The organism is Arthrobacter globiformis, assembly GCF_046536215.2.
Taxonomy (GTDB): Bacteria; Actinomycetota; Actinomycetes; order Actinomycetales; family Micrococcaceae; genus Arthrobacter; species Arthrobacter globiformis_E.
In genome coordinates this window covers 437,219-456,702 of record NZ_CM143421.1, presented here as the reverse complement: position 1 = coordinate 456,702, position 19,484 = coordinate 437,219, and the positions used below count along the sequence as shown (strand labels likewise).

The following is a 19,484-nucleotide window of genomic DNA, read 5'->3' as shown; positions in this document are numbered from 1 at the left end:
TTCGGACAAGCTATTTGACGGCGCCGCCGGTGGCCCCGGCAGCGATGTACTTCTGTGCCAGGACCAGCAGCACGATGGCCGGCAGTGAGGAGAGCACTGCCGTCGCCATCACGGCACTCCAGTTGGACACCTGGGTGCCCAGGTACTGGTAGATGCCCAGCGTCACGGGCCGCACGTCCTCTGTGGTGGTCAGCGTCAGGGCGAACAGGAAGTCGCTCCAGGAGAAAAGGAAGGCGAACAGGCCCGCGGTGATGAGCGAGTTGCGGCTGATGGGCAGCACGATCGAGACGAACGCCCGCACCAGCCCGGCGCCGTCCACCCTCGCCGCCTCCACAATGCTGGGCGGAATCCGCATCATGAACGCCCGCATGATCAGGATCACGAACGGGATGGCGTGGGTCGAGTCGGCCAGAATCAGCCCCGGGATGGAGTTGAGCAGGCCGAGGTCGTTGTAGGCCGCATAGAGTGCATTGGCGATCACGATGCCGGGGATCATCTGCGAGATGAGGATCGCCAGCAGCGCGGCATTGATCCAGCGGAACCGGAACTGCGCCAGCATGTACGCGGCCGGGGCGGCGACGGCCAGACTGAACACCACGGTGCCGAGCGAGATGACCAGGCTGGTGAGCAGGTTCGGGCCCTGCTGCGCGATCGCCTTCTCATACCCCTCGAAGCTGGGGTTAAGCGGCAGGAAATCCGCGGTCAGCGTGTTGCCGGACGGCTGCAGGGATGCGTTGACCATCCAGTACACCGGGAACAGCATCACCGCGAGGAGCAGAAGTCCGACGGCGGTGTGCCCCAGCTTGGGCCTGTTAGCCTTCCGCGGCCGCTGCGCGGCCGGCGCGGAGCCCGCCGTCGTCATATCCAGGGTTGTCATGATGGTCCTCTTACTCGTCGACCGCACGGCGGTTCATGCGGAGGTAGACCACCGCGAACACCAGTGAGATCAGGATCAGGATGTTGCTGAAGGCAGCGCCGACGCCGAACTGGAAGTTCACGAACGACTCCTGGTAGGAGCGCACCGCCAGGGTCTGCGTCGCGTTCGCCGGGCCGCCGTTGGTCAGGCCCAGGATGATGTCCAGGACCTTGAGCGTGTAGACGACGCCGAGCACCAGGACCACGCTGACCACCGGCCGCAGGTTGGGCCAGGTGATGTGCCAGAACGCCTTCCAGCCCGTGGCACCGTCCACCGCGCCTGCCTCGTACAGCTCCTCGGGAATCTCCTGCAGTCCGCCGTAGAGCAGGGTGACGTTGAAGGGAATGCCCACCCAGACGTTGACCAGGACCACCGCCAGCAGCGCCACGGACGGGCTGGTCAGCCAAGGCACCGGTTCCTGGATGACGCCGAGGTTCCGCAGGAATGCGTTGAGGATGCCGCTGTCCTGGTCCAGGATCGAGCGCCACGTGGCGCTCGAGACGATCAGCGGCAGCAGCCACGGGAGCAGCAGCATGGAACGCAGGAAGCCGCTCAGCGGGAACCGCCGCTTAAAGAAGCTGGCCAGCGCCAGGCCAAGCACAAACTGGCCGGCGATCGAACCCAACGTGAACAGTGCCGTGTTCAGCATCGCCGGTGCGAAGAGGCTGCTTCCGACGGCGGTGGCATAGTTCGCCAGGCCAACCCAGGGCGCTTCTCCGGTGAAGAAGGTCCGGGTGGTGTACTCCTGCAGGCTCATCACAACGTTCTTCACCACGGGGTAGCCGAAGAACAGCAGGAGAAACAGCGCAGCCGGTGCCAGGAAGAGTGCCTGGACCAGGCGCTCCCGGCGGTAGCCCCGCCGTCGTCCGTCCCTTTCCGGTGTGTCCGCGGCGGCGGGGGAGAGGGCTCCCGGCGCCGGGCTGGTTGTCAGGGTCGGCACGTCCCTGCCTCCTTTCCGCAGTGGGTGCTGGCTGTTCGCGTCATCCCGGGCTACTTCCCCTCAGCCTTGGTGAAGGCCTCCTGCGGGGACGCCTGGTCCGTCAGCGCCAGCTGGATGGCCGTGTACATGACCGTCGCGGTCGTGGGCCAGTCCTTGCCGAGCTTGCCGGTCCGTGACTGGGCGTTGGCCACCTGCTCGGTGAACGCGGCCATCTCCGGGACGGCCTTCACGTACTCACCGGCGAGCGCGGTCTTGGTGGGCACGGTGAAGCGCTCCTTGGCCAGGGCCAGCTGGTTCTCGTCGCTGCTGATGCACTTCACGAGCTCCGCGGACTTGGCCTGCTTGGCCTTGTTGCCGGTCTGCGGCACCGTCCAGACCTCGCCGCCGAGCGGCGCCACGGGAGTCTGCCCCTGCGCGTTGACGGGGACCTGGACGGCCGCCCACTTGATGTCCGGCGTCTTGGCCAGGGACGGGATCTGCCACGGGCCGTTGATCATCATGGCGGCCTTGCCCGCGGCGAACTGGTCGCGCACGTCCGCCTGGCTCCAGTTGACCACGCTCTTGGACGCGGAGCCCGAGGACACCAGGCCGTCGATGAAGCCCAGCGCCTCCGCCACCTTCGGGCTCCTCAGGTCGGTCTCCTCGCCGCCGTTGGTCCACATGAAGGGCAGGAACTGCCAGCTGCCCTCGTAGGTGGCGATCGCGGAGAACGCCAGGCCGTAGCGGCCTCCCGTCGTGAGCTTTGCTGCCGCCGCCTTCAGCTCGTCCCACGTCTTGGGCGGCTGGATGCCGGCAGCCGCCAGCATCTCCTTGTTGTAGAACAGGCCCAGCGTGTTGGCCGTGGGCGCCAGGCCGTAGACCTTGCCCTCATAGGTCGCGGCGTCCAGCATGCCCTGCGCAAACCCGGAGGTGTCCACGCCGAAGTCATTCAGCGGGGCCAGCCCGCCTGTTGCCGCGATCTCCTGCACGTCCGGGTTGTCCAGCATCAGCACGTCCGGCAGGGTCCGGGAGCTCGACCGCTGGAGGACCTTCTGGATGAGGTCCTTGCCGGGGACGGTCTCGCGCTTGAGCGTCACGCCCAGCTGCGCGGCGCACTTGTCGAGCGCGCCCTGGATGTGGGTCTTGTCCGGTTCGTTGTTGTAGTAGTCCAGGACGGTAAGCGAGTCGACCTTCTCGTTGGCGGAGGCCTGGATGCTGCCCCCGCCGCAGGCGGTGAGGGCGAGCGGAGCGATGGCGGCCATGGCCATCAGGCAGGTGAGTGATGCTTTCTTCATGGGGGCTCCTTTGCCGTGCTGCGGTTCATTTGGTGGTTGAGGTGTTCGGTGATTCCGTGGTTCAGGGCGCGTTGGATCGTCCGGGCAGGTGGTAGGTGCATGCCCGCCAGTTAAGCGGTTAACTCACTGGCCAAATGTGGGCCCGGATTCAACGTGTCGGGGGATGTGGGAACAACTCTGCATGCCGCGGCAAGGGGTTGTCAAGGAAAAAGTTAACCGCTTTACTGGAGACCTGTCCCGTTCCCTGAGCCCTGAACTGAAAGAGTCGTACTGTGCCCACCATGAGAGACGTTGCGAGGCTGGCGGACGTCTCGATCGCCACGGTGTCGTTCGTCATCAACGACACCAAGCCGGTTGCCCCGGCCACCCGGGCCCGGGTTGAGGAGGCCATGCTGCAGCTTGGCTACCGCCGTAACGCCCTCGGCCGCGCGCTGGCCAGCAAGCGCACCCGGATCATTGCCCTGCTGTACCCGGCGCTGCAGCGGCGGCTCAGCGAGACGGCCGTGAAGTTCTTCACCAGCGCCACGCAGACCGCGAAGGACCTGGGCTACAACCTGGTGCTGTGGCCCATCAGCAACGACGCCGAACAGGTGGAGGAGCTCATCTCCAGCGGCTTCATCGACGGTGTCCTGCTCATGGAGGTGCAGCTGGACGATGCCCGTGTGGAGCGGCTGCAGCGATCCACGCTGCCTTTCGCGCTGATTGGACGGACGCGGCACCCGGAGGACCTGCCGTACGTGGACGTCGACTTTGAGAATTCCATGATCGAGGCCGTCTCCTATCTGGAGGGCCTCGGCCACCGCCGGCTCTGCTTCGTTGACAGCGGCGGGGCCGAGCATGCCCTGAGCGGCTACGGCCCCGTCATGCGGAGCCGGGCGACCTTCGCGGCGGAAGTGGACCGCCGCGGGCTGGAGTCGCTTCACATCTCGTGCGAGGAATCACCGATCTCTGGTCAGGCGGCCGCCGAAAGGCTGCTCAAGACCGCCCCCGACACGACGGCGGTGATCCTCATGAACGACAACGCGTCGTTCGGCTTCATCAACGGCCTGGACAAGCACGGCATCGACGTTCCCGGCGACATGTCCGTCCTGCTGATCGGCTCGACGCCGGACGTCGCCGCCACGACGGACCCCCGCCTGACTGTCCTCACGCTGCCCAGTACCGAGCTGGGCCGCATGGGCGTTGAAACCCTGGTCGATCAGCTCGAGGAACGCGGCGGTCCCATGCGCCAGGCCGTGGTGATCTGCCGTTTCGAGGAGGGGCAGTCGACGGGACCGGTGCAGCGGAAACCGTCAACGACGAGCGCCGGCTGAGCCAGCCGGCTCCGGCGCGTTCACTGGAAGCGACCCCAGTCAGCAGCCCTTGAGGCTAGAACGCGTAGCGGATGCGGCAGTACGGCGCGATTTTCCCAACGAGCGCAGTCAGTTGCTGTACGTACGCTGCCTTGGCTCGTGAACGGTAGCGGACGTTGGTGAAGCCGTTGGACGAGACCTTCGATTCCTGCAGGTCGGGACGCCACAGCACCTGCTCGGCCTGCGGATGCCATCCGAGATTGACCTCGTGAAGCCGCTCGTTATGGGTCAGGAAGATGATCTCGGCTGCAAGCTGCGCCTTTGCGGCGGCGGTAAGGGTGGCATCGAGTTGGCGCAGCATCTGCTCCCAGTCACGGAGCCAGGTGTCCGTGATGATGACGGGGGAGAAGTTCACGTGCACTTCGTAGCCGGCCTCCACGAAGTCGTTAATCGCAGCCATTCGCTCCGCCACCGGTGAAGTCCGAACGTCAATCGATTTCGCCAGGTCCGCGGGCATGAGGGAAAAACGGATTCTGGTGTGACCGCCGTGGTCCCAGCCGAGCATTGCAGGGTTCACGAATTTGGTGGCAAAGGACAGTTTGGCGGTGGGCAAGTCCCGGAACAGCAGGACGAGATCCTCCACGTTGTCGCTGAGCAGCGCATCCACGGAGCAGTCGCTGTTTTCACCGATGTCGTAGACCCAGAGTTCAGGGTCACACTGGTTGGGCTCCAGCTTCATGCCCTGGCGGGTGACGTGCCGTGCCAGCGACCCGGCAATCTGGTCGATGTTCGCAAACACGGTCACCGGATTGCTGTAGCCCTTGTGGCGGGGCACATAGCAATAGGCGCATGCCATGGCGCAGCCGTTCGCAGTAGAGGGGGCAATGAAATCCGCGGAGCGGCCGTTCGGCTTGACGGTCAGCGCCTTCTTAACGCCGAGGACCAGCGCTTCGGTCTTGATCCGGGACCAGCGTTGCACATTCCGTTCATCTCCGTGAACTTCGGGGATGTTCCAATGATTGTCGACGAGCACGACGTCGGCGCCCGGCCAGCGTCCGACGATCTCCTTGCCTCTGGGAAGCTCCAGTGCAGCAGGCTGCGCGTAGATACGCCGGATCTGCAACAGCCGCTTGAATTCCATGAATCCATTCTCACAGGACAGCAGAGCCTGGCGGCTCAGTCCTCCGGTTCGCCCAGTCCGCGGGCGGCCAGCGCCTCGCCGGTGTGGCGGGCGTAGGCGACGGTGGTGATGAACACCGGCAGGATCAGCGCCCGCGGGTTGCGTTCCAGTCCGCGGGCACGCGCCGAGTCCCGCACGTCAGCGAAGGCCCCGGCGATGAAGGGGATGCTCCGCAGCATGATGGCGATGGTCAGGGCAAAGCGCTCGGGGTCCGCGCCGAAGCGCCGGAACGGGCGGGCGAGCGATACCACGCCGTCGAGCAGCCGGTGCAGCGGGGTGGTGGCCGTCAGCAGGGACGCCGCCACGACGCACAGCAGGATGTTGAGGACGATCCGCGCGGCAACCGGCCCGCCCAGCTGCCACCACTGGAACGCGCCGATGACCAGCAGGACGGGCAGGAGCGGCCGCACCGCGCGGAAGAGGCGCACGGCCCCGGCGCCGCTGAGCAGGAACAGCACGGACATCACGAGGAGGGCTCCGGCGGCGAGCCGCCAGTCGACGACCAGGAACGAGGCCATTCCGCAGGCCAGGACCAGGAGGAACTTCAGCCAGAGCGGCATGCGGTGGATCAGGGATGTGCCGGGCACGTAGTTGGCGAGCAGGAAGCCGTGGCCCCTCACCGGAGGTCCCCGCCTGACAGGCTCCGGGCGGAAAGTGAGCGGTAATGCCCGACGGCGGCGGCAGCACCGCCGTCGTACGCTATCTGTCCGGCTTCGACCACCAGGACCCGGTCCATGTCCAGGGCCAGCTCCAGGTCGTGGGTGGACATGACGATCTGCTGGCTGAGGCCGGCCAGGGTGCGGCGCAGCAGTTCGCGGTTCCGGAGGTCGAGGAGGGTGGAGGGCTCGTCAAGCACGAGGACGCCGGGGTCCACCGCCAGCACGGACGCCAGGGCGAGGAGCTGCCGTTCGCCGCCGGAGAGTTCGTAGATGCTCTGGTCAGCCAGGGGGAGGAGCCCGAAGCGGTCGAGCGCGGCGGTGGCCTGCTCCCGGCGGTCCCGGCCGTTCCGCACCGAACGCCGGAGCGACAGCTCCACGTCCTCACGGCCGGTGGGCATCACCAGCTGGGACAGGGGATCGGTGAAGACGAAGCCCACCTGCTGGCGCACGGCGCGCACGTTGCGGACGGTGTCGGCGCCGTTGACCGTCACGGTTCCCGCGGTGGGTGCCACGAGGCCGTTGAGCAGGCGGAGCAGGGTGGACTTGCCGGAACCGTTGGCTCCGATTACACCGATCCGCTGCTCGGTGAGCTCCAGCGAGATGTCCTGCAGCAGGACTTTGGGGTCAGGGCGGCCGTCGATTGCCACGCTGACCCCTGCGCTCCTGAGGGAGATGGTGCTCACTGCTGAGTGGTTGCTTTCGGCTCCGTGGTTTCCTGCGTGACAGGCTGCTGCGGGGCGGGCTGCTGCGGAAGCTTCCGGACGCGGCGGACCAGCAGGTCGGGGAACGCCTTGTGCAGGGCCATGGCCACCGCAACGGCGAGGACGTTCTTGATGGTGTCACCCGGGTAGAAGGGGAGATCGGCCAGGAACGCCTTGGAGAAGTCCAGCTTGGCATTGACCATCATGCCCGCGATGCCCAGTCCGTGGATCAGCACAATGCTGGTGGCCATCGCTGCAGCGAACAGAAGTACGGCACGGAACTTCACGGTACGGCGGATAACGACGGCGGCCAGCCAGCCCACCGCCGCGGCGGCAAGCGGGAAGGCGATGACGTAGCCGGCTGACGGTCCGGCCAGGATGCCCAAACCGCTGCGCCCGCCGCTGAAGATGGGAAGCCCGGCGAGCCCAAGCAGGGTGTGCAGTCCGACGGCGGCGAACGCGCGGCCGGGGCCGAGGGCGAGGCCGGTCAGCATGACGGCGAGTGTCTGAAGCGTGATGGGGACGCCGAGGCCACCCACCGGAATGGCAGCGACCAGGGCTGACGCCGCCACGAGCGCGGCGAAGACGGCGATGAGTCCGAGGTCGGTGGCGTTCCAGCGGCTGCGCTTTGCCGGCTGCAGGGCGCCGGCGGAATGGGTCTGGGTCATGGGGTGGTCCTGTCGGAGGGGTACAAACAATTATCGGCTGGTGTTGACGTTACTGGCCCGCGACTAGCCTCATTTTGTTGCTGTCCTACAAGAGGGACTGCCTGGGCTCTGGTGCTGGGCACAAATACTCCGTTCTGCCGGTCTTGGGAAGGCGCTCCTCCGGGCGGCTGGAATGGCCCTCGTCCGGGCGGGGAAGGCGTGTTCTGGCCGGGTTGCTCGTGTTCTGGCCGGGTTGCACGGGCCGGTAGACTTGAACGGGCCGTTCTCCGGCCGGCATCCCGGGCGTTCCGTACTTCGCACCGCGCGGCATGCAACCTGCCGTGCTGCGGCATTCCCTGTTGTGAAAGGCCTTACCTGCTTTGATTACCGTTCAGGAACTTGAACTCCGTGCCGGCGCCCGCCTGCTCATGGACCAGGTGAGCTTCCGCATCGACAAGGGTGACAAGATCGGCCTGGTGGGCCGGAACGGTGCTGGCAAGACCACGCTGACGCGCGTACTGGCGGGCGAAGGCCTGCCGGCCGCCGGCAAGGTGACGCGCAGCGGCGAGATCGGATACCTGCCGCAGGACCCGCGCACACCGGACATGGAGCAGCTGGCGCGGGACCGCATCCTGTCCGCCCGCGGCCTGGACGTCGTCGTCGGCAAATTGAAGAAGGCGCAGGCGGACATGGCCAGCGAGGACCCGGAGGTCCAGCGCAAGGCCATGGGCCGGTACGACCGGCTCGAGGCCGAATTCCTGTCCGGCGGCGGATACGCGGCCGAAGCCGAAGCGGCTGCCATCTCCTCCAACCTCGCGCTGCCGGAGCGGATCCTGAACCAGCCGCTCAAAACCCTGTCCGGTGGCCAGCGCCGCCGCGTGGAACTGGCGCGCATCCTTTATTCCGGCGCCGAAACCATGCTGCTGGATGAGCCCACCAACCACCTCGACGCGGATTCCATTTCCTGGCTCCGGGACTTCCTCAAGAACCACCAGGGCGGCCTGATCGTGATCAGCCACGACGTGGAGCTGCTAGAGGCCACGGTGAACAAGGTGTACCACCTGGACGCGAACCGGGCGCAGATCGATTTCTACAACATGGGCTGGAAGCGCTACCTGCAGCAGCGCGAGACCGATGAGCGTGCCCGCAAGCGCGAACGCGCCAACGCCGAGAAGAAGGCCCAGGTCCTGATGGACCAGGCCAACAAGATGCGCGCGAAGGCCACCAAGGCCGTCGCCGCACAGAACATGGCCAAGCGCGCCGAGCGGCTGCTCAGCGGCCTGGAGGCCGTCCGCGAGCACGACCGCGTGGCAGCCCTGCGGTTCCCGGACCCGTCGCCCTGCGGCCGGACCCCGCTGACCGCCGAGGGCCTGAGCAAGTCCTACGGTTCACTCGAGATCTTCACCGACGTGGACCTCGCCATCGACCGCGGCTCCAAGGTGGTCATCCTCGGCCTCAACGGTGCCGGCAAAACCACGCTGCTGCGGATGCTCGCCGGCGTGGACCGGCCGGACACCGGCGACATCGTTCCCGGGCACGGGCTCAAGGTGGGCTACTACGCCCAGGAGCACGAAACCCTGGACCACGACCGCACGGTACTCGAAAACATGCGCTCCTCCGCGCCGGACATGAAGGACGCCGAGGTCCGCGGCATCCTGGGCTCGTTCCTGTTCTCCGGCGACGACGTCGACAAGCCGGCCGGGGTGCTCTCCGGCGGGGAGAAGACCCGTCTGGCGCTGGCCACCATCGTGGCCTCCAGTGCCAACGTCCTGCTGTTGGACGAACCCACCAACAACCTCGACCCCGCCAGCCGCGCAGAGATCCTGGGCGCACTGCGCAACTACACCGGCGCCGTCGTCCTTGTCAGCCATGACGAAGGCGCCGTCGAGGCCCTCAACCCGGAGCGCGTGGTGCTGCTGCCCGACGGTGTTGAGGACCTCTGGAACGAGGACTACCTGGACCTCATCACGCTGGCGTAGTCGCGCTGGCACGCCGGCTATTCCCGCCGGCCTCGGCAGACGCTCTTTAATGTCAGACCCCCTGATCAGACTGGTTCTATGGAAGCCATTGGGGGATTCACCGCGGACCGGGCCTTAGGGTCCGGTGCCGGTGGCTTGGCTTCCGTTCCCGGGAACGACGGCGGTGGCCAGCTGAGTGGCGGGGTGCCCGAGGGCGTGCCTGACGCCAGGTCTATTAATGTCAGACCCCCTGATCAGGCTGGTTCCATGGAAGCCATTGGGGGATTCACCGAACATCTGGCCTTAGGGCGGGGTGCCGGTGGGTTGGCCGGTGCCGGTGGGTTGGTTTCTGAGCCGGTTTCGGTTGGTGCCAACGCCCTTCAAAGCGTGCCTGCCGGGGCGGTCACCCGTATCCACGTGGGGGACGCGGTTGATCAGGCCCTGGTTTTGCTGGAACAGGACGCGATCACTGCCGAGGACACCGCGTTGTGGGGTTTCCGGCAGTCCGCTGACTTCGCCGGCCGGGTGGAGCAGCTCTCCCGGCGGGTGGAGCGCCTGCAGGTGCTCGCCGCCGGGGCGGTGGACCGGTCCCGCACCGCCGCGCTCACGGCCGCGGCATCACCCCTGGTCCCGGTCGCCGTTGCCGAGCCCGCCCCGGGGGATGACGGGTCGCGGAACAGTGTCGAGTTCCTCCGGGACAGGCTGCGGATCAGTTCCGCCGAAGCCCGGCGCCGGATCGGACTGGCCGACTCGGTCCTGCCCAGGGCCGGGTTCGGCGGGCAACAGCTCCCGCCCCGGTACGAAGAACTCGCCACCGCGGTCGAAACCGCCCAGATCAGTTCCCGCGCCGCGACCACCATCACCCTGGCCCTGGACCGGGCCCGGCACTTCACCACCCCGGACCACACCGCCGCGATGGAACACGACCTGACCCTGGCCGCGATCGAGAACGACGCCGACTTCCTCACCCGCGTCGCCCGGCACTGGGCCGAGGCCATCGACCAGGACGGCACCGAACCCTCCGAAGCAGCCCTCCGGCAAATCCAGGGCGCCTTCGATCCGCCGCCCCAAGCACGGCCTGCAGCACCTGGAAATCTTCGCCACGCCCGAACAGTTCGAAACCATCACCACGGTCATGAACACCGCCACCAACCCCCGCACCCCACCACCGGCCGACCGCCACGAAGCGGACGGGAACGGCATCAACGGAGCGGGTGGCGGCGGCATGGGCCGTGACGGGACCAGTTCCGCCGGGACAGGGGCCGGTGAACCGGCCGGCCTCGCTGGCTGGGACACCGCCGACCCGCCCGAAATCTCCCTGGACCACCGCTCACAGGGTCAGAAACGGCTCGACGGGCTCGTCGGCGCACTGCAAACAGTACTCACCACCGACACCCTGCCCGCCAACGGCGGACACCGGCCCCAGATCCTGGTCACCATCAACTACCGCGACCTCCTCACCGACCTCCAACACCGGCAAGACGCCCAATCGGCCCAAAACCCACCATGGGCTTCAGAGGCCCAACGGGCCCAACACCAGCCGCACGGCCACGACGCTCAGGGTTCGCAGCCGACCTCCATCAGCCGGACCAACAACAGCCGGACCACAACCAGCCGGACCAACTTCCACCGGGCCAACGGCGGCACCGCCCTGTTCGCGTTCAGCGGGCCGGTGAACCCGGCCACGATCCGCAAAATCGCCTGTGACGCCGACATCATCCCCATCGTCCTCGGCAGCCAGGGCCGGATCCTGGACATCGGCCGCGCCTCACGCGTCTTCCCGCCCCACATCCGCAAAGCCATCACCGCCCGCGACCAAGGCTGCGCCTTCCCCGGCTGCACCATCCCCGCCGCCTGGTGCGAAGCCCACCACATCACCTACTGGTCCCGCGGCGGACCCACCAGCACCGGCAACGGCGTCCTGCTCTGCAGCCACCACCACCACCTCATCCACAAAGAGCACTGGACCATCGAAGTCACCAACCAGGTCCCCTGGTTCAAACCCCCACCCGAACTCGACCCCCACCGAAAACCCCGCCGCAACAACTACTTCCACTCACGACCCCAACACGAATGAAGACCGGCCGGCACTCAGATCGACGCGAACGGGCAGCGCCGGGACGGGGACTCAGGCCGTCGTCGTCAACCTGGCCAGCCACGACGAAGGGGCCGTGGAGGCCCTCAACCGGGAACGCTTGCTGCTGCCCGTCCGAGTTGAGGACCTCTGGAACGATGCCCACTCGGACCTCATCACGTTGGCCAAGTTTCACTACGGTTCTGACTGGCGTGCCAGTGCCCGGGAACGTCAAGGCCGCCGGGCAGCCTGGTGGCGAGGTTGCCACACGCGCTGTTGAGCTGTGGCTGCGTTAGGTACAAGGCACCCGAAAGATCGGCGTCCTCCAGCCGCGCATCCCTGAGATCTGCGCCCAGGAGGTCCACCGCCGTAAGGTCGCTGCCGCGCAGGTCTGCCGCGATGAGGCAGGCGCCCCGAAGGTCGGCGCCGTAGAGCCGTAGCCGCCGGAGGTTAATGCCCGCCAGGTCCGCCCCCGGCTGCAGCCTTTGATCCAGCTCGTCTACGGACGCAAAGTAGGCGCCCCGGACTTCCCCGCTGACGTCCATCAGCACGTGGCGCACCCGCTCGTGCAGTGTTCCCACGTCCAGGGCGAGCACTTCATGCACTGTCCCCTCTGCGACCTTGACGATGGCGAGCCTCAGCTCCAGCACATCGTTCCGGGTCTCGGCGTCGAAGGCGCGGTCCTGTGCCTCGGCCAGATACCAGAGCATCTCATGAAGCTGCCGCATGACTTTGAAGGCGGCGAACATCGCGGACCTGCTGTCCGGCTGGTCGCGCCAGCTGACGCCATCGAACAGCCCCTGCGACACAGCCTGGCCCGCGCCGAAGCAGTCGAAAACGGTGCACCCGCGGAAGCCCCGCGGGCGCAGCCGGTCGTGGATGCCGCAGGAGAAGTCAGCGCCGAGATTGGGGCACGGCGTACCCGCCGGCTTGTCGATGGCAAAGTCGGCGGACCGGGAAAAGCCAAAGGCGGTGCAGCACAGCGCGAAGCAGTTGCTGCAGTCGGGGCGAAGTTCGTTCCGGCCTGGAACGGCAGTAGAACGACGAATGGATGAGGTGCTCAAGTTGTCTCCCAAGAATGATGCGGATGTGTACGTCGCACAGGGAACTCGTCGTCGAGTTCCCTCGGCGGACACACCGAATCACCGCTCCGTGAAGGAACGAGGGAGCGCTGCCGCGGGAGGGCAGCTGCTGTGGGCTAGAGAGAAGAATGAAAAATCACTGGTTCCAGAATACCCCCATGTGGTACTCACGAGCCCTGTGGCCATCCTTCGCTTCGGTGACTAAGCTCTTGCCGCCGTGACATCTGTAGTCCCCAACCCGATCGGCCGAACCCGAGGAGAACAGCATGAGCGCCATCTACACCTTCGACGTCTTTTCCAGCCTCGACGGCTTCGGCTCGAACCGCGGCAACTGGGGCGGCTACTGGGGCAAGCAGGGACCTGAACTCCTCGAACACCGCCTCGCGCTCTACCGGGAGGAGCAGCGGATGGTTTTCGGCGCCAACACGTATCGTGCGTTCGTGCGGATGCTGGCCGCAAGCAGCGAGGGCTCAGACGTCCGTGACCCCTGGGTCACGCGCATGACGAACTTGCCGGCGACGGTGGTCTCGAAGACCCTGCAGGAACCGCTCGACTGGCCGGACGGGACCGTCGCGAGCGGCGACGCGGTCGACGTCGTCGCCCGGCTCAAGGAGGAGTCAGACGTCCCGCTGCGCTCCCACGGCAGCCTGTCCATGAACCGGGCACTGATGGCCGCCGGTCTGGTGGACCGCGTCCAGGTGACAGTCTTCCCGGTGATCACCGGCCAGACCGGAGAGGAGCCGATCTTCCAGGGTGCCGCCGACTTCGACCTCGAGCTGATCGAGAGCCGGACGCTCGACGGCCACACCCAACAGCTCATCTACCGTCCCACCCTGCACGTCTGAATCCAAAGGACCGCAGGTCACCGCACGGCAAGCGGTCAGCGCACCCGAAGGGCGTGCGCGTCCGTGATGCGCTGCAGCTCGCCGTAGCTGATCGAGAACATGGAATGGTGGTCTCCGGCGCCGGCCCAAAGAGTTGCGTGCTCTTCGAGCGAGGCATCCAGCAGCGTGCGGATCTTCGCGGGATGCCCCACAGGCGCAACGCCGCCCACTTCCTGGCCCGTGTGGTGCAGGACGAATTCCGTCGCAGCGCGGCGGATCCGGCCCGTGCCCAGCTGGGAGGCGACCAGCCGGACGTCCACCTTCGCGGCGCCGCTGGCGAGGATCAGCAGGGGAGTGCCGTCCACTTCGAAGACCAGGCTGTTGGTGATGGCCGCGACGTCGCAGCCGAGCGCGTCAGCCGCAGCGGCCGCCGTCGGAACCGCCCCCGGAAGAACCGTGACGGTGTCGGGTGCTCCGGCCGCGGTCAGCGCGCGGCGCACGTTGGCCACCGGGTCGGCAAGCACGTCCATGCTCCTGTCGTCAGTAGCCCTGTGCATCCAGGATCGCGTCTTCCTCTTCTTCCGCCGTCGGACGCTTGCGTTTCCGCGGTGCCGGCGGACGACGGCGGGCTCCCGCTGCGGTGTGCGCAGGCTCGCCGTCGAGCGCTTCCGCGTCTTCGGCATCCATCGCGGCGTTGCGTGCCTGCTGCCGGGCCGCGTAGCCGAAGCCCACGAACATCAGGACGCCGAAGGCGAACCACTGCAGCGAGTAGGAAAGGTGAGTCCCCTCGTCCACCGAGGGCATCGGGAACGGCTGCGGCATGTCCGCCACGGGCGGCGTCTCGGACGCAAGCTGACCGTAGGCACCGGTCAGCAGCGGGTAGCCGAGTTCGCCGGCGTAGGTGGGCAGGTCGATGGAGGCCAGCTGGCCTTCCGGCGCGCCGCGCTGCAGGGTGGGTTCGCTGTGCTTGAGCCGCACCACGGCCGTGATCTGCCCGGACGGCGGGGCCGGAATCGAGTCAGGCCGGCCGGGGGTCTTGTTGCCGATCGGCAGCCAGCCGCGGTCAATCACCACGGTCTCGCCGGACACGAGCTTGAACGGCACCACCACTTCATAGCCAGGCTGCCCGTTGAGGGGCCGGTTGCGCACAATCCGCTGCCCGTCGACGTCGTACGTGCCCTGGAGCCTGACCTGGGTCCATTCCTTCGACGGGTCCAGCTGGTTGAACTCGTCGCGGGCCTGGGCGAACGTGATGGGCGTGGCGGAGTAGTTGGACGTGACGCGCTGGATTTCCGCCAGCGTCTCCGCCCGGCGGTCCATCTGCCAGCGGCCCAGGAACACGCAGCCGGTGGCGAAGATCGCGGCCAGCAGGAGGTAGCCCAGCCACTTGCTGGAGAACAGGAACTTATACATTCAGCTGTTCCCGCCTGCTTCGGCGGCCTCCAGCGGCACGGTTTCCTTCCAGAGCCCGCGCGTCTGCAGATAGTCCTCCAGCCACGCCTTGTGTTCACCGCACGCCAGCCACACCTTGCGCCGGTCGGGCGTGTGGATCTTGGGGTTGTTCCAGAGAAGCTGCCAGGACGCATCGGCCCGGCAGGCTTTGCGGGAGCACGTGGCCGCGGATGCCGGCCCGGCAAGCTCGCCGCTGCCGCCACCCAGGTTGAAAATGTTCATGAAGCTTTCTGTCCCCGGCCGTCGTCGTCTTCTTCGTCATCAGCAATGAGTTCGCCCTGGAGCACCGTCGGTTCGTCGGCGGCGGCGGCGCTTTCCGCAGTCGCGGGTTCCTCCGCCGCTCCCAGCTCGGCGTACGGCGTGTAATCGAGCAGCGCGTCGCTATGGATCTCCGCCTTGTCCGAACCGTTGGCAATCACCACCGCAATCCATGGCAGGAACACCGCACCTGCCACCGCCACCAGCTTGAACCAGCCATCCACCACGAAGATCAGAATCAGGCACACCATGCGGATACCCATGGCGAGGGCGTACTTGATCATGCGCTCCCGCATGTCTTCGGAATGCGCTGCGGCGGCATCCGTAATGCTGATTACTTCCGGATGGCCGGCGGCTGCGTCACGCTTCCCGGGCGTCTGCTGTCCGGGTTGGGGTTCAGGTATCACGGCTGTCTCATCACGCTCCAATGGCTACCCCAATTCTCTCACCATCCGAAGTTGGCTCCCAATCGGGCGATAAGATCGGAGGCAGTCAAAATTCCAGCCACCATAGCGGAGCCATGCTCCGCGGAAATCCGGAGCACACATGTCTGAAGCAGCAACCACGGCCCGCAGCGTCCTCATCACCGGCGGAAACCGCGGCATCGGCCTGGCCATCGCGGAGGCATTCCTGGCCAACGGCGACAAGGTGGCCGTGACTTACCGCAGCGAATCGAAGCTGCCGGAGGGTGTCCTGGGGGTCAAGGCGGATGTGACCGACGAGGCCTCCATTGACGCCGCATTCGCCGAGGTTGAGGCTGCCCACGGCCCGGTCGAGGTGCTGGTGGCCAACGCCGGGATCACCAAGGACACGCTGCTGCTGCGCATGAGCGAGGATGACTTCACCTCCGTCATCGACACCAACCTGACCGGCGCGTTCCGCGTCATCAAGCGCGCCTCCAAGGGCATGATCCGCCTGCGCCGGGGCCGCGTGGTGCTCATCTCCTCCGTTTCGGGCCTGTACGGCGCGCCGGGCCAGATCAACTACTCGGCCTCCAAGGCCGGGCTGGTCGGCATTGCCCGCTCCCTGACCCGCGAGCTCGGATCACGCGGGATCACGGCGAACGTGGTGGCTCCCGGGTTCATCAACACGGACATGACGGCAGAGCTGCCGGAGGCAACCCAGAAGGATTACCTGTCCGGCATCCCCGCGGGCCGCTTCGCCGAAGCCTCCGAGGTGGCCAATGTGGTGCGCTGGATCGCCAGTGACGAGGCGGCCTACATTTCCGGCGCCGTCATTCCGGTCGACGGCGGCCTCGGCATGGGGCACTAGGCCCCCTCCCGCGCCGGGCGGGAGCCCGCCCAACTTTGCCAACGGGGAGGCCGCCGGGTTCTTTGTCGCGTTTCTACAAAGGAAACCGGCGTCCCCGCTGGCATGATGGACTTCAGGCCATCAGTAATTAGACGTTTTGAACAAAATTAAGACAAGGGAGCCCACATGGGACAGCTGGACAACAAGACAGCCATCGTCACCGGTTCTTCGCGCGGCATCGGCGCCGAAGTTGCCAAGATCCTCGCGGGCGAGGGCGCCGCCGTCGTCGTTAATTACCGCCAGAAGGCGCCGCGCGCCAACAAGGTGGTGGCCGGGATCGAGGCCGACGGCGGCCGTGCCGTCGCCGTGGGTGCGGACCTGACCACCCTGGAAGGCGTGCAGGCGCTGGCCAGCGCTGCCATGGAAAACTTCGGCTCGCTCGACGTGCTGGTCCTCAACGCCTCCGGCGGCATGGAATCCGGCATGGAGGAGGGCTACGCCCTCAAGCTCAACCGCGACGCCCAGGTCAACATGCTCAACGCTGCCGTGCCGCTCATGAAGGAAGGCTCCCGCGTGGTCTTCGTGACCAGCCACCAGGCCCACTTCATCAACACGGTGGCCACCATGCCCGAGTACGAGCCCGTGGCCCGCAGCAAGCGTGCCGGCGAGGACGCCCTGCGCGAGCTGCTGCCGAACCTGGCGGACAAGGGCATCTCCCTGGTGGTCGTGTCCGGCGACATGATCGAGGGCACCGTGACCGCCACGCTGCTGGACCGTTCAAACCCGGGCGCCATCGAGGCCCGCCGCGCCGAGGCCGGCAAGCTGTACTCCGTGGAGGAGTTCGCCGCCGTTGTTGCCAGCATGGCCACCGCCGACGTCGAGTCCGGCCACACGGAATACGCCGGCGGGGCGGACTACTTCGGCAAGAACGCCGGCTGACCACCCCGGCACATCACGTGCAGCGAAGGGCCCGGTGCTGTTGCGCCGGGCCCTTCGCTTAACCTTCGTGCGGAGCTGGTGAAGTCCACACAGGCGTTGTCCGGGCGGCCCATCGCGCCTAGGGTCGTAGCCATGACAGAGGATGCGGGAGTGCAGAAGCGGACCTATCCGGCCGGCGTGCCCTGTTGGGTGGACAGCCAGCAGCCCTACGTCGGAGCGGCCCTGGAGTTTTACGGGGGATTGCTCGGGTGGGAGTACGACGGCGGTGCGGCGCCTCCCGCGGACACTGGAAGTTACGTTGTCGCCCGGCTGGGCGGCCAGGAGACGGCCGCCATCACCGGTTTGGGCGCCGGTCCCCACGGCGTCCCCGCCTGGAACACGTATATTGCGGTCGACGACGCAGAGGCTGCGGTGCGCCACCTGCTGTCCGCCGGGGCAACCCTGAAGTCAGCTCCGGCCGACACCGGCGCGGGAGGCGTGCGGGCATCGCTGGCCGACCCCGAAGGTGCTGAGTTCCGCATCTGGCAGCCGGGGGAGAGGCCTGGCGCCCAGGCGGTCAACCTGCCGGGCGGCTGGAACTTCAGCGACCTCCATACGGCGGACACGGATGCCGCCGCGGACTTCTACGGCAGGGCCTTCGGCTGGGAGTTCGACCGCCTCGACTTCGGCATCATGATCCGCCGCCCCGGCTACGGCGACCACTTGGAAGCCACGGTCGACCCCGATATCCGGACCCGGCAGTCAGGGGACCTGGTACCGGGCGGCTTCGCGGACGCCGTGGGCTGGCTCGCACCGGTCGCCCCGGGCGAGCGGCCGCACTGGCATGTGACCTTCACCGTCGCGGACCGGGACCGCGCGGTGCAGGAGGCCGAGCGCCTCGGCGGCCGCGTCCTGGGGCAGGACGATACAATGTGGACCCGGACCGCCCTGGTCCGCGATCCCGGCGGTGCCGTGTTCACCGCAAGCCAGTTCACGCCGCCGTCGGGCTTCTAGCTCAAGCTGTTAAGTTCCGTCGCCTGCAGCAAGCGCCTAAACGCCGGCGATGTGCCGCACCGCGTCCAGGTACGGCATGTTGATGGCGGCGTCAGCCACGGCGCGGACGGCGGGCTTGGCGTTGAAGGCTACCCCGATGCCGGCGGCGCCGAGCATGTCCAGGTCGTTGGCGCCGTCGCCCACGGCGATGGTGTGCTCCAGCGCGATGCCCTCGGCGGCCGACCATTCGCGGAGGTATTTTTCCTTGGCGGCGCGGTCGATCACGGCGCCGAGCACCTTGCCGGTGAGGGCACCGTCCACGATCTCCAACTCGTTGGCGATCCAGTAGTCCATGCCGAGCTCCTCAGCGATGGGGCGGAGGATCTGGTTGAAGCCGCCCGACACCACGGCCACGACGTGGCCCGCGGCCTTGAACGCCGCCACCAGCTCGGCGGCTCCCTCGCTCAGCTTCACTTCCGCGCGGACGGAGTCGACGACGGCGGCCGGCAGCCCGGCGAGGACGGCCACCCGCGCGTGCAGGCTCTGCGCGAAGTCGAGTTCACCGCGCATGGCGGCTTCCGTGACGGCCGCGACTTCGTCGCGCTTTCCGGCGTACGCGGCGAGGAGTTCGATGACCTCCTGCTGGATCAGCGTGGAGTCGACGTCCATGATGAGCAGCTTGCGCTCCGCGTTCCGCAGTTCCGCCGGGACGATGGCTATGTCCACACCGGTGCGCTCGGCGCTCTCCTTCGCGGCGGCGACCGCGTGCCGCAGGCCGGCGAGGTCCGCTGCGGAGCCCGAGGGTACGGAAAAGTCCACGGTGCAGACTTCGAAGCGTGCATCGCCGGCGCTGGAAGCTTCTCCGAAGATGGCGCCGGAGTCCGCCAGCAGGGACCGCAGGTTTTCCGGTTCCGAGGGGGACAGTTTCAGGCCATAGCTGACCGCAGTCACGTTCGAAGTCATGGCTGCAATCTTATCCAGCGCGGCGCCGCCGCCCGAATCCGTGGAGCAGAATCAGCCGCAGCACGCGCCAGAGACCGGAGCAGCAGCCTCCAGCCCGCTCCC

At 67.2% G+C, this 19,484-nt stretch carries 21 protein-coding genes; 8 read left to right on the top strand and 13 right to left on the bottom strand.

Features of this window, described 5'->3' with window-relative positions:
• Positions 1-10: 10 nt before the first annotated feature.
• The 3 genes from R5O87_RS02180 to R5O87_RS02170 are packed head-to-tail and all read right to left on the bottom strand — an operon-like array spanning position 11 to position 3,130.
• Entirely contained in the window at positions 11-862 is an 852-nt protein-coding gene (locus R5O87_RS02180; RefSeq protein WP_410558200.1) for a carbohydrate ABC transporter permease, read from the bottom strand.
• 25 nt (positions 863-887) lie between these two features.
• Complete coding sequence (locus R5O87_RS02175) at positions 888-1,856, bottom strand: carbohydrate ABC transporter permease (RefSeq protein WP_410558157.1); 969 nt, start codon at positions 1,854-1,856, stop codon at positions 888-890.
• 50 nt (positions 1,857-1,906) lie between these two features.
• Positions 1,907-3,130, bottom strand: a complete 1,224-nt coding sequence (locus R5O87_RS02170; RefSeq protein WP_410558156.1) for a sugar ABC transporter substrate-binding protein — start codon at positions 3,128-3,130, stop codon at positions 1,907-1,909.
• Between the two features lie 281 nt (positions 3,131-3,411).
• On the opposite strand from R5O87_RS02170, the gene R5O87_RS02165 reads away from it, so the two are divergent.
• Complete coding sequence (locus R5O87_RS02165; RefSeq protein ID WP_410558199.1) at positions 3,412-4,443, top strand: LacI family DNA-binding transcriptional regulator; 1,032 nt, start codon at positions 3,412-3,414, stop codon at positions 4,441-4,443.
• A gap of 55 nt (positions 4,444-4,498) precedes the next feature.
• Here the strand turns inward: R5O87_RS02165 and R5O87_RS02160 are convergent, their stop codons facing one another.
• The 4 genes from R5O87_RS02160 to R5O87_RS02145 are packed head-to-tail and all read right to left on the bottom strand — an operon-like array spanning position 4,499 to position 7,630.
• Complete coding sequence (locus tag R5O87_RS02160; protein ID WP_410558155.1) at positions 4,499-5,563, bottom strand: spore photoproduct lyase family protein; 1,065 nt, start codon at positions 5,561-5,563, stop codon at positions 4,499-4,501.
• Positions 5,564-5,598: 35 nt separating this feature from the next.
• A complete protein-coding gene (locus R5O87_RS02155; protein WP_410558154.1) occupies positions 5,599-6,222 on the bottom strand; it encodes an energy-coupling factor transporter transmembrane component T family protein in 624 nt (207 codons plus the stop codon).
• A complete protein-coding gene (locus tag R5O87_RS02150) occupies positions 6,219-6,944 on the bottom strand; it encodes an energy-coupling factor ABC transporter ATP-binding protein (protein WP_410558153.1) in 726 nt (241 codons plus the stop codon). Before R5O87_RS02150 ends, R5O87_RS02155 begins: the two co-directional genes overlap by 4 nt.
• The gene (locus R5O87_RS02145; RefSeq protein ID WP_410558152.1) at positions 6,941-7,630 is read right to left on the bottom strand and encodes a biotin transporter BioY; all 690 of its coding nucleotides are present in this window, start codon (positions 7,628-7,630) and stop codon (positions 6,941-6,943) included. The genes R5O87_RS02150 and R5O87_RS02145 overlap by 4 nt, the downstream gene beginning before the upstream one ends.
• Before the next feature lie 359 nt (positions 7,631-7,989).
• On the opposite strand from R5O87_RS02145, the gene R5O87_RS02140 reads away from it, so the two are divergent.
• From R5O87_RS02140 to R5O87_RS02130, 3 genes are all read left to right on the top strand, one after another.
• Positions 7,990-9,588: an ABC-F family ATP-binding cassette domain-containing protein gene (locus R5O87_RS02140; RefSeq protein ID WP_331568882.1), complete on the top strand. Its 1,599-nt coding sequence runs from the start codon at positions 7,990-7,992 to the stop codon at positions 9,586-9,588.
• Positions 9,589-9,954: 366 nt separating this feature from the next.
• A complete protein-coding gene (locus R5O87_RS02135) occupies positions 9,955-10,803 on the top strand; it encodes a DUF222 domain-containing protein (RefSeq protein ID WP_462836367.1) in 849 nt (282 codons plus the stop codon).
• The gene (locus R5O87_RS02130) at positions 10,793-11,644 is read left to right on the top strand and encodes an HNH endonuclease (RefSeq protein WP_462836366.1); all 852 of its coding nucleotides are present in this window, start codon (positions 10,793-10,795) and stop codon (positions 11,642-11,644) included. The genes R5O87_RS02135 and R5O87_RS02130 overlap by 11 nt, the downstream gene beginning before the upstream one ends.
• A gap of 173 nt (positions 11,645-11,817) precedes the next feature.
• Here R5O87_RS02130 and R5O87_RS02125 read toward each other — a convergent pair whose 3' ends face one another.
• Complete coding sequence (locus tag R5O87_RS02125; RefSeq protein WP_410558312.1) at positions 11,818-12,705, bottom strand: pentapeptide repeat-containing protein; 888 nt, start codon at positions 12,703-12,705, stop codon at positions 11,818-11,820.
• Between the two features lie 284 nt (positions 12,706-12,989).
• Here R5O87_RS02125 and R5O87_RS02120 point away from each other — a divergent pair, with 284 nt between their 5' ends.
• Positions 12,990-13,568: a dihydrofolate reductase family protein gene (locus tag R5O87_RS02120; RefSeq protein ID WP_410558311.1), complete on the top strand. Its 579-nt coding sequence runs from the start codon at positions 12,990-12,992 to the stop codon at positions 13,566-13,568.
• Between the two features lie 35 nt (positions 13,569-13,603).
• On the opposite strand, the gene R5O87_RS02115 is transcribed toward R5O87_RS02120, so the two are convergent.
• Genes R5O87_RS02115 through R5O87_RS02100 form a run of 4 tightly spaced genes read right to left on the bottom strand, consistent with a single transcriptional unit; the run spans position 13,604 to position 15,685 of the window.
• Entirely contained in the window at positions 13,604-14,104 is a 501-nt protein-coding gene (locus R5O87_RS02115; protein ID WP_410558310.1) for a YbaK/EbsC family protein, read from the bottom strand.
• The gene (locus R5O87_RS02110) at positions 14,088-14,960 is read right to left on the bottom strand and encodes an SURF1 family cytochrome oxidase biogenesis protein (protein WP_410558309.1); all 873 of its coding nucleotides are present in this window, start codon (positions 14,958-14,960) and stop codon (positions 14,088-14,090) included. The genes R5O87_RS02115 and R5O87_RS02110 overlap by 17 nt, the downstream gene beginning before the upstream one ends.
• A complete protein-coding gene (locus R5O87_RS02105; RefSeq protein WP_410558307.1) occupies positions 14,961-15,221 on the bottom strand; it encodes a hypothetical protein in 261 nt (86 codons plus the stop codon).
• Positions 15,218-15,685, bottom strand: coding sequence for a DUF3099 domain-containing protein (locus tag R5O87_RS02100; RefSeq protein ID WP_410558306.1), 468 nt, complete (start codon positions 15,683-15,685; stop codon positions 15,218-15,220). Before R5O87_RS02100 ends, R5O87_RS02105 begins: the two co-directional genes overlap by 4 nt.
• 118 nt (positions 15,686-15,803) lie before the next feature.
• On the opposite strand from R5O87_RS02100, the gene R5O87_RS02095 reads away from it, so the two are divergent.
• The 3 genes from R5O87_RS02095 to R5O87_RS02085 all read left to right on the top strand — a co-directional run bounded on the left by R5O87_RS02095 (position 15,804) and on the right by R5O87_RS02085 (position 18,440).
• The gene (locus R5O87_RS02095) at positions 15,804-16,529 is read left to right on the top strand and encodes a beta-ketoacyl-ACP reductase (RefSeq protein ID WP_410558305.1); all 726 of its coding nucleotides are present in this window, start codon (positions 15,804-15,806) and stop codon (positions 16,527-16,529) included.
• A gap of 165 nt (positions 16,530-16,694) precedes the next feature.
• Complete coding sequence (locus R5O87_RS02090; protein ID WP_410558304.1) at positions 16,695-17,447, top strand: SDR family oxidoreductase; 753 nt, start codon at positions 16,695-16,697, stop codon at positions 17,445-17,447.
• A gap of 132 nt (positions 17,448-17,579) precedes the next feature.
• A complete protein-coding gene (locus R5O87_RS02085; protein ID WP_410558303.1) occupies positions 17,580-18,440 on the top strand; it encodes a VOC family protein in 861 nt (286 codons plus the stop codon).
• Positions 18,441-18,476: 36 nt separating this feature from the next.
• On the opposite strand, the gene serB is transcribed toward R5O87_RS02085, so the two are convergent.
• Positions 18,477-19,382: a phosphoserine phosphatase SerB gene (gene serB / locus R5O87_RS02080; protein ID WP_410558302.1), complete on the bottom strand. Its 906-nt coding sequence runs from the start codon at positions 19,380-19,382 to the stop codon at positions 18,477-18,479.
• Positions 19,383-19,484 lie beyond the last annotated feature (102 nt).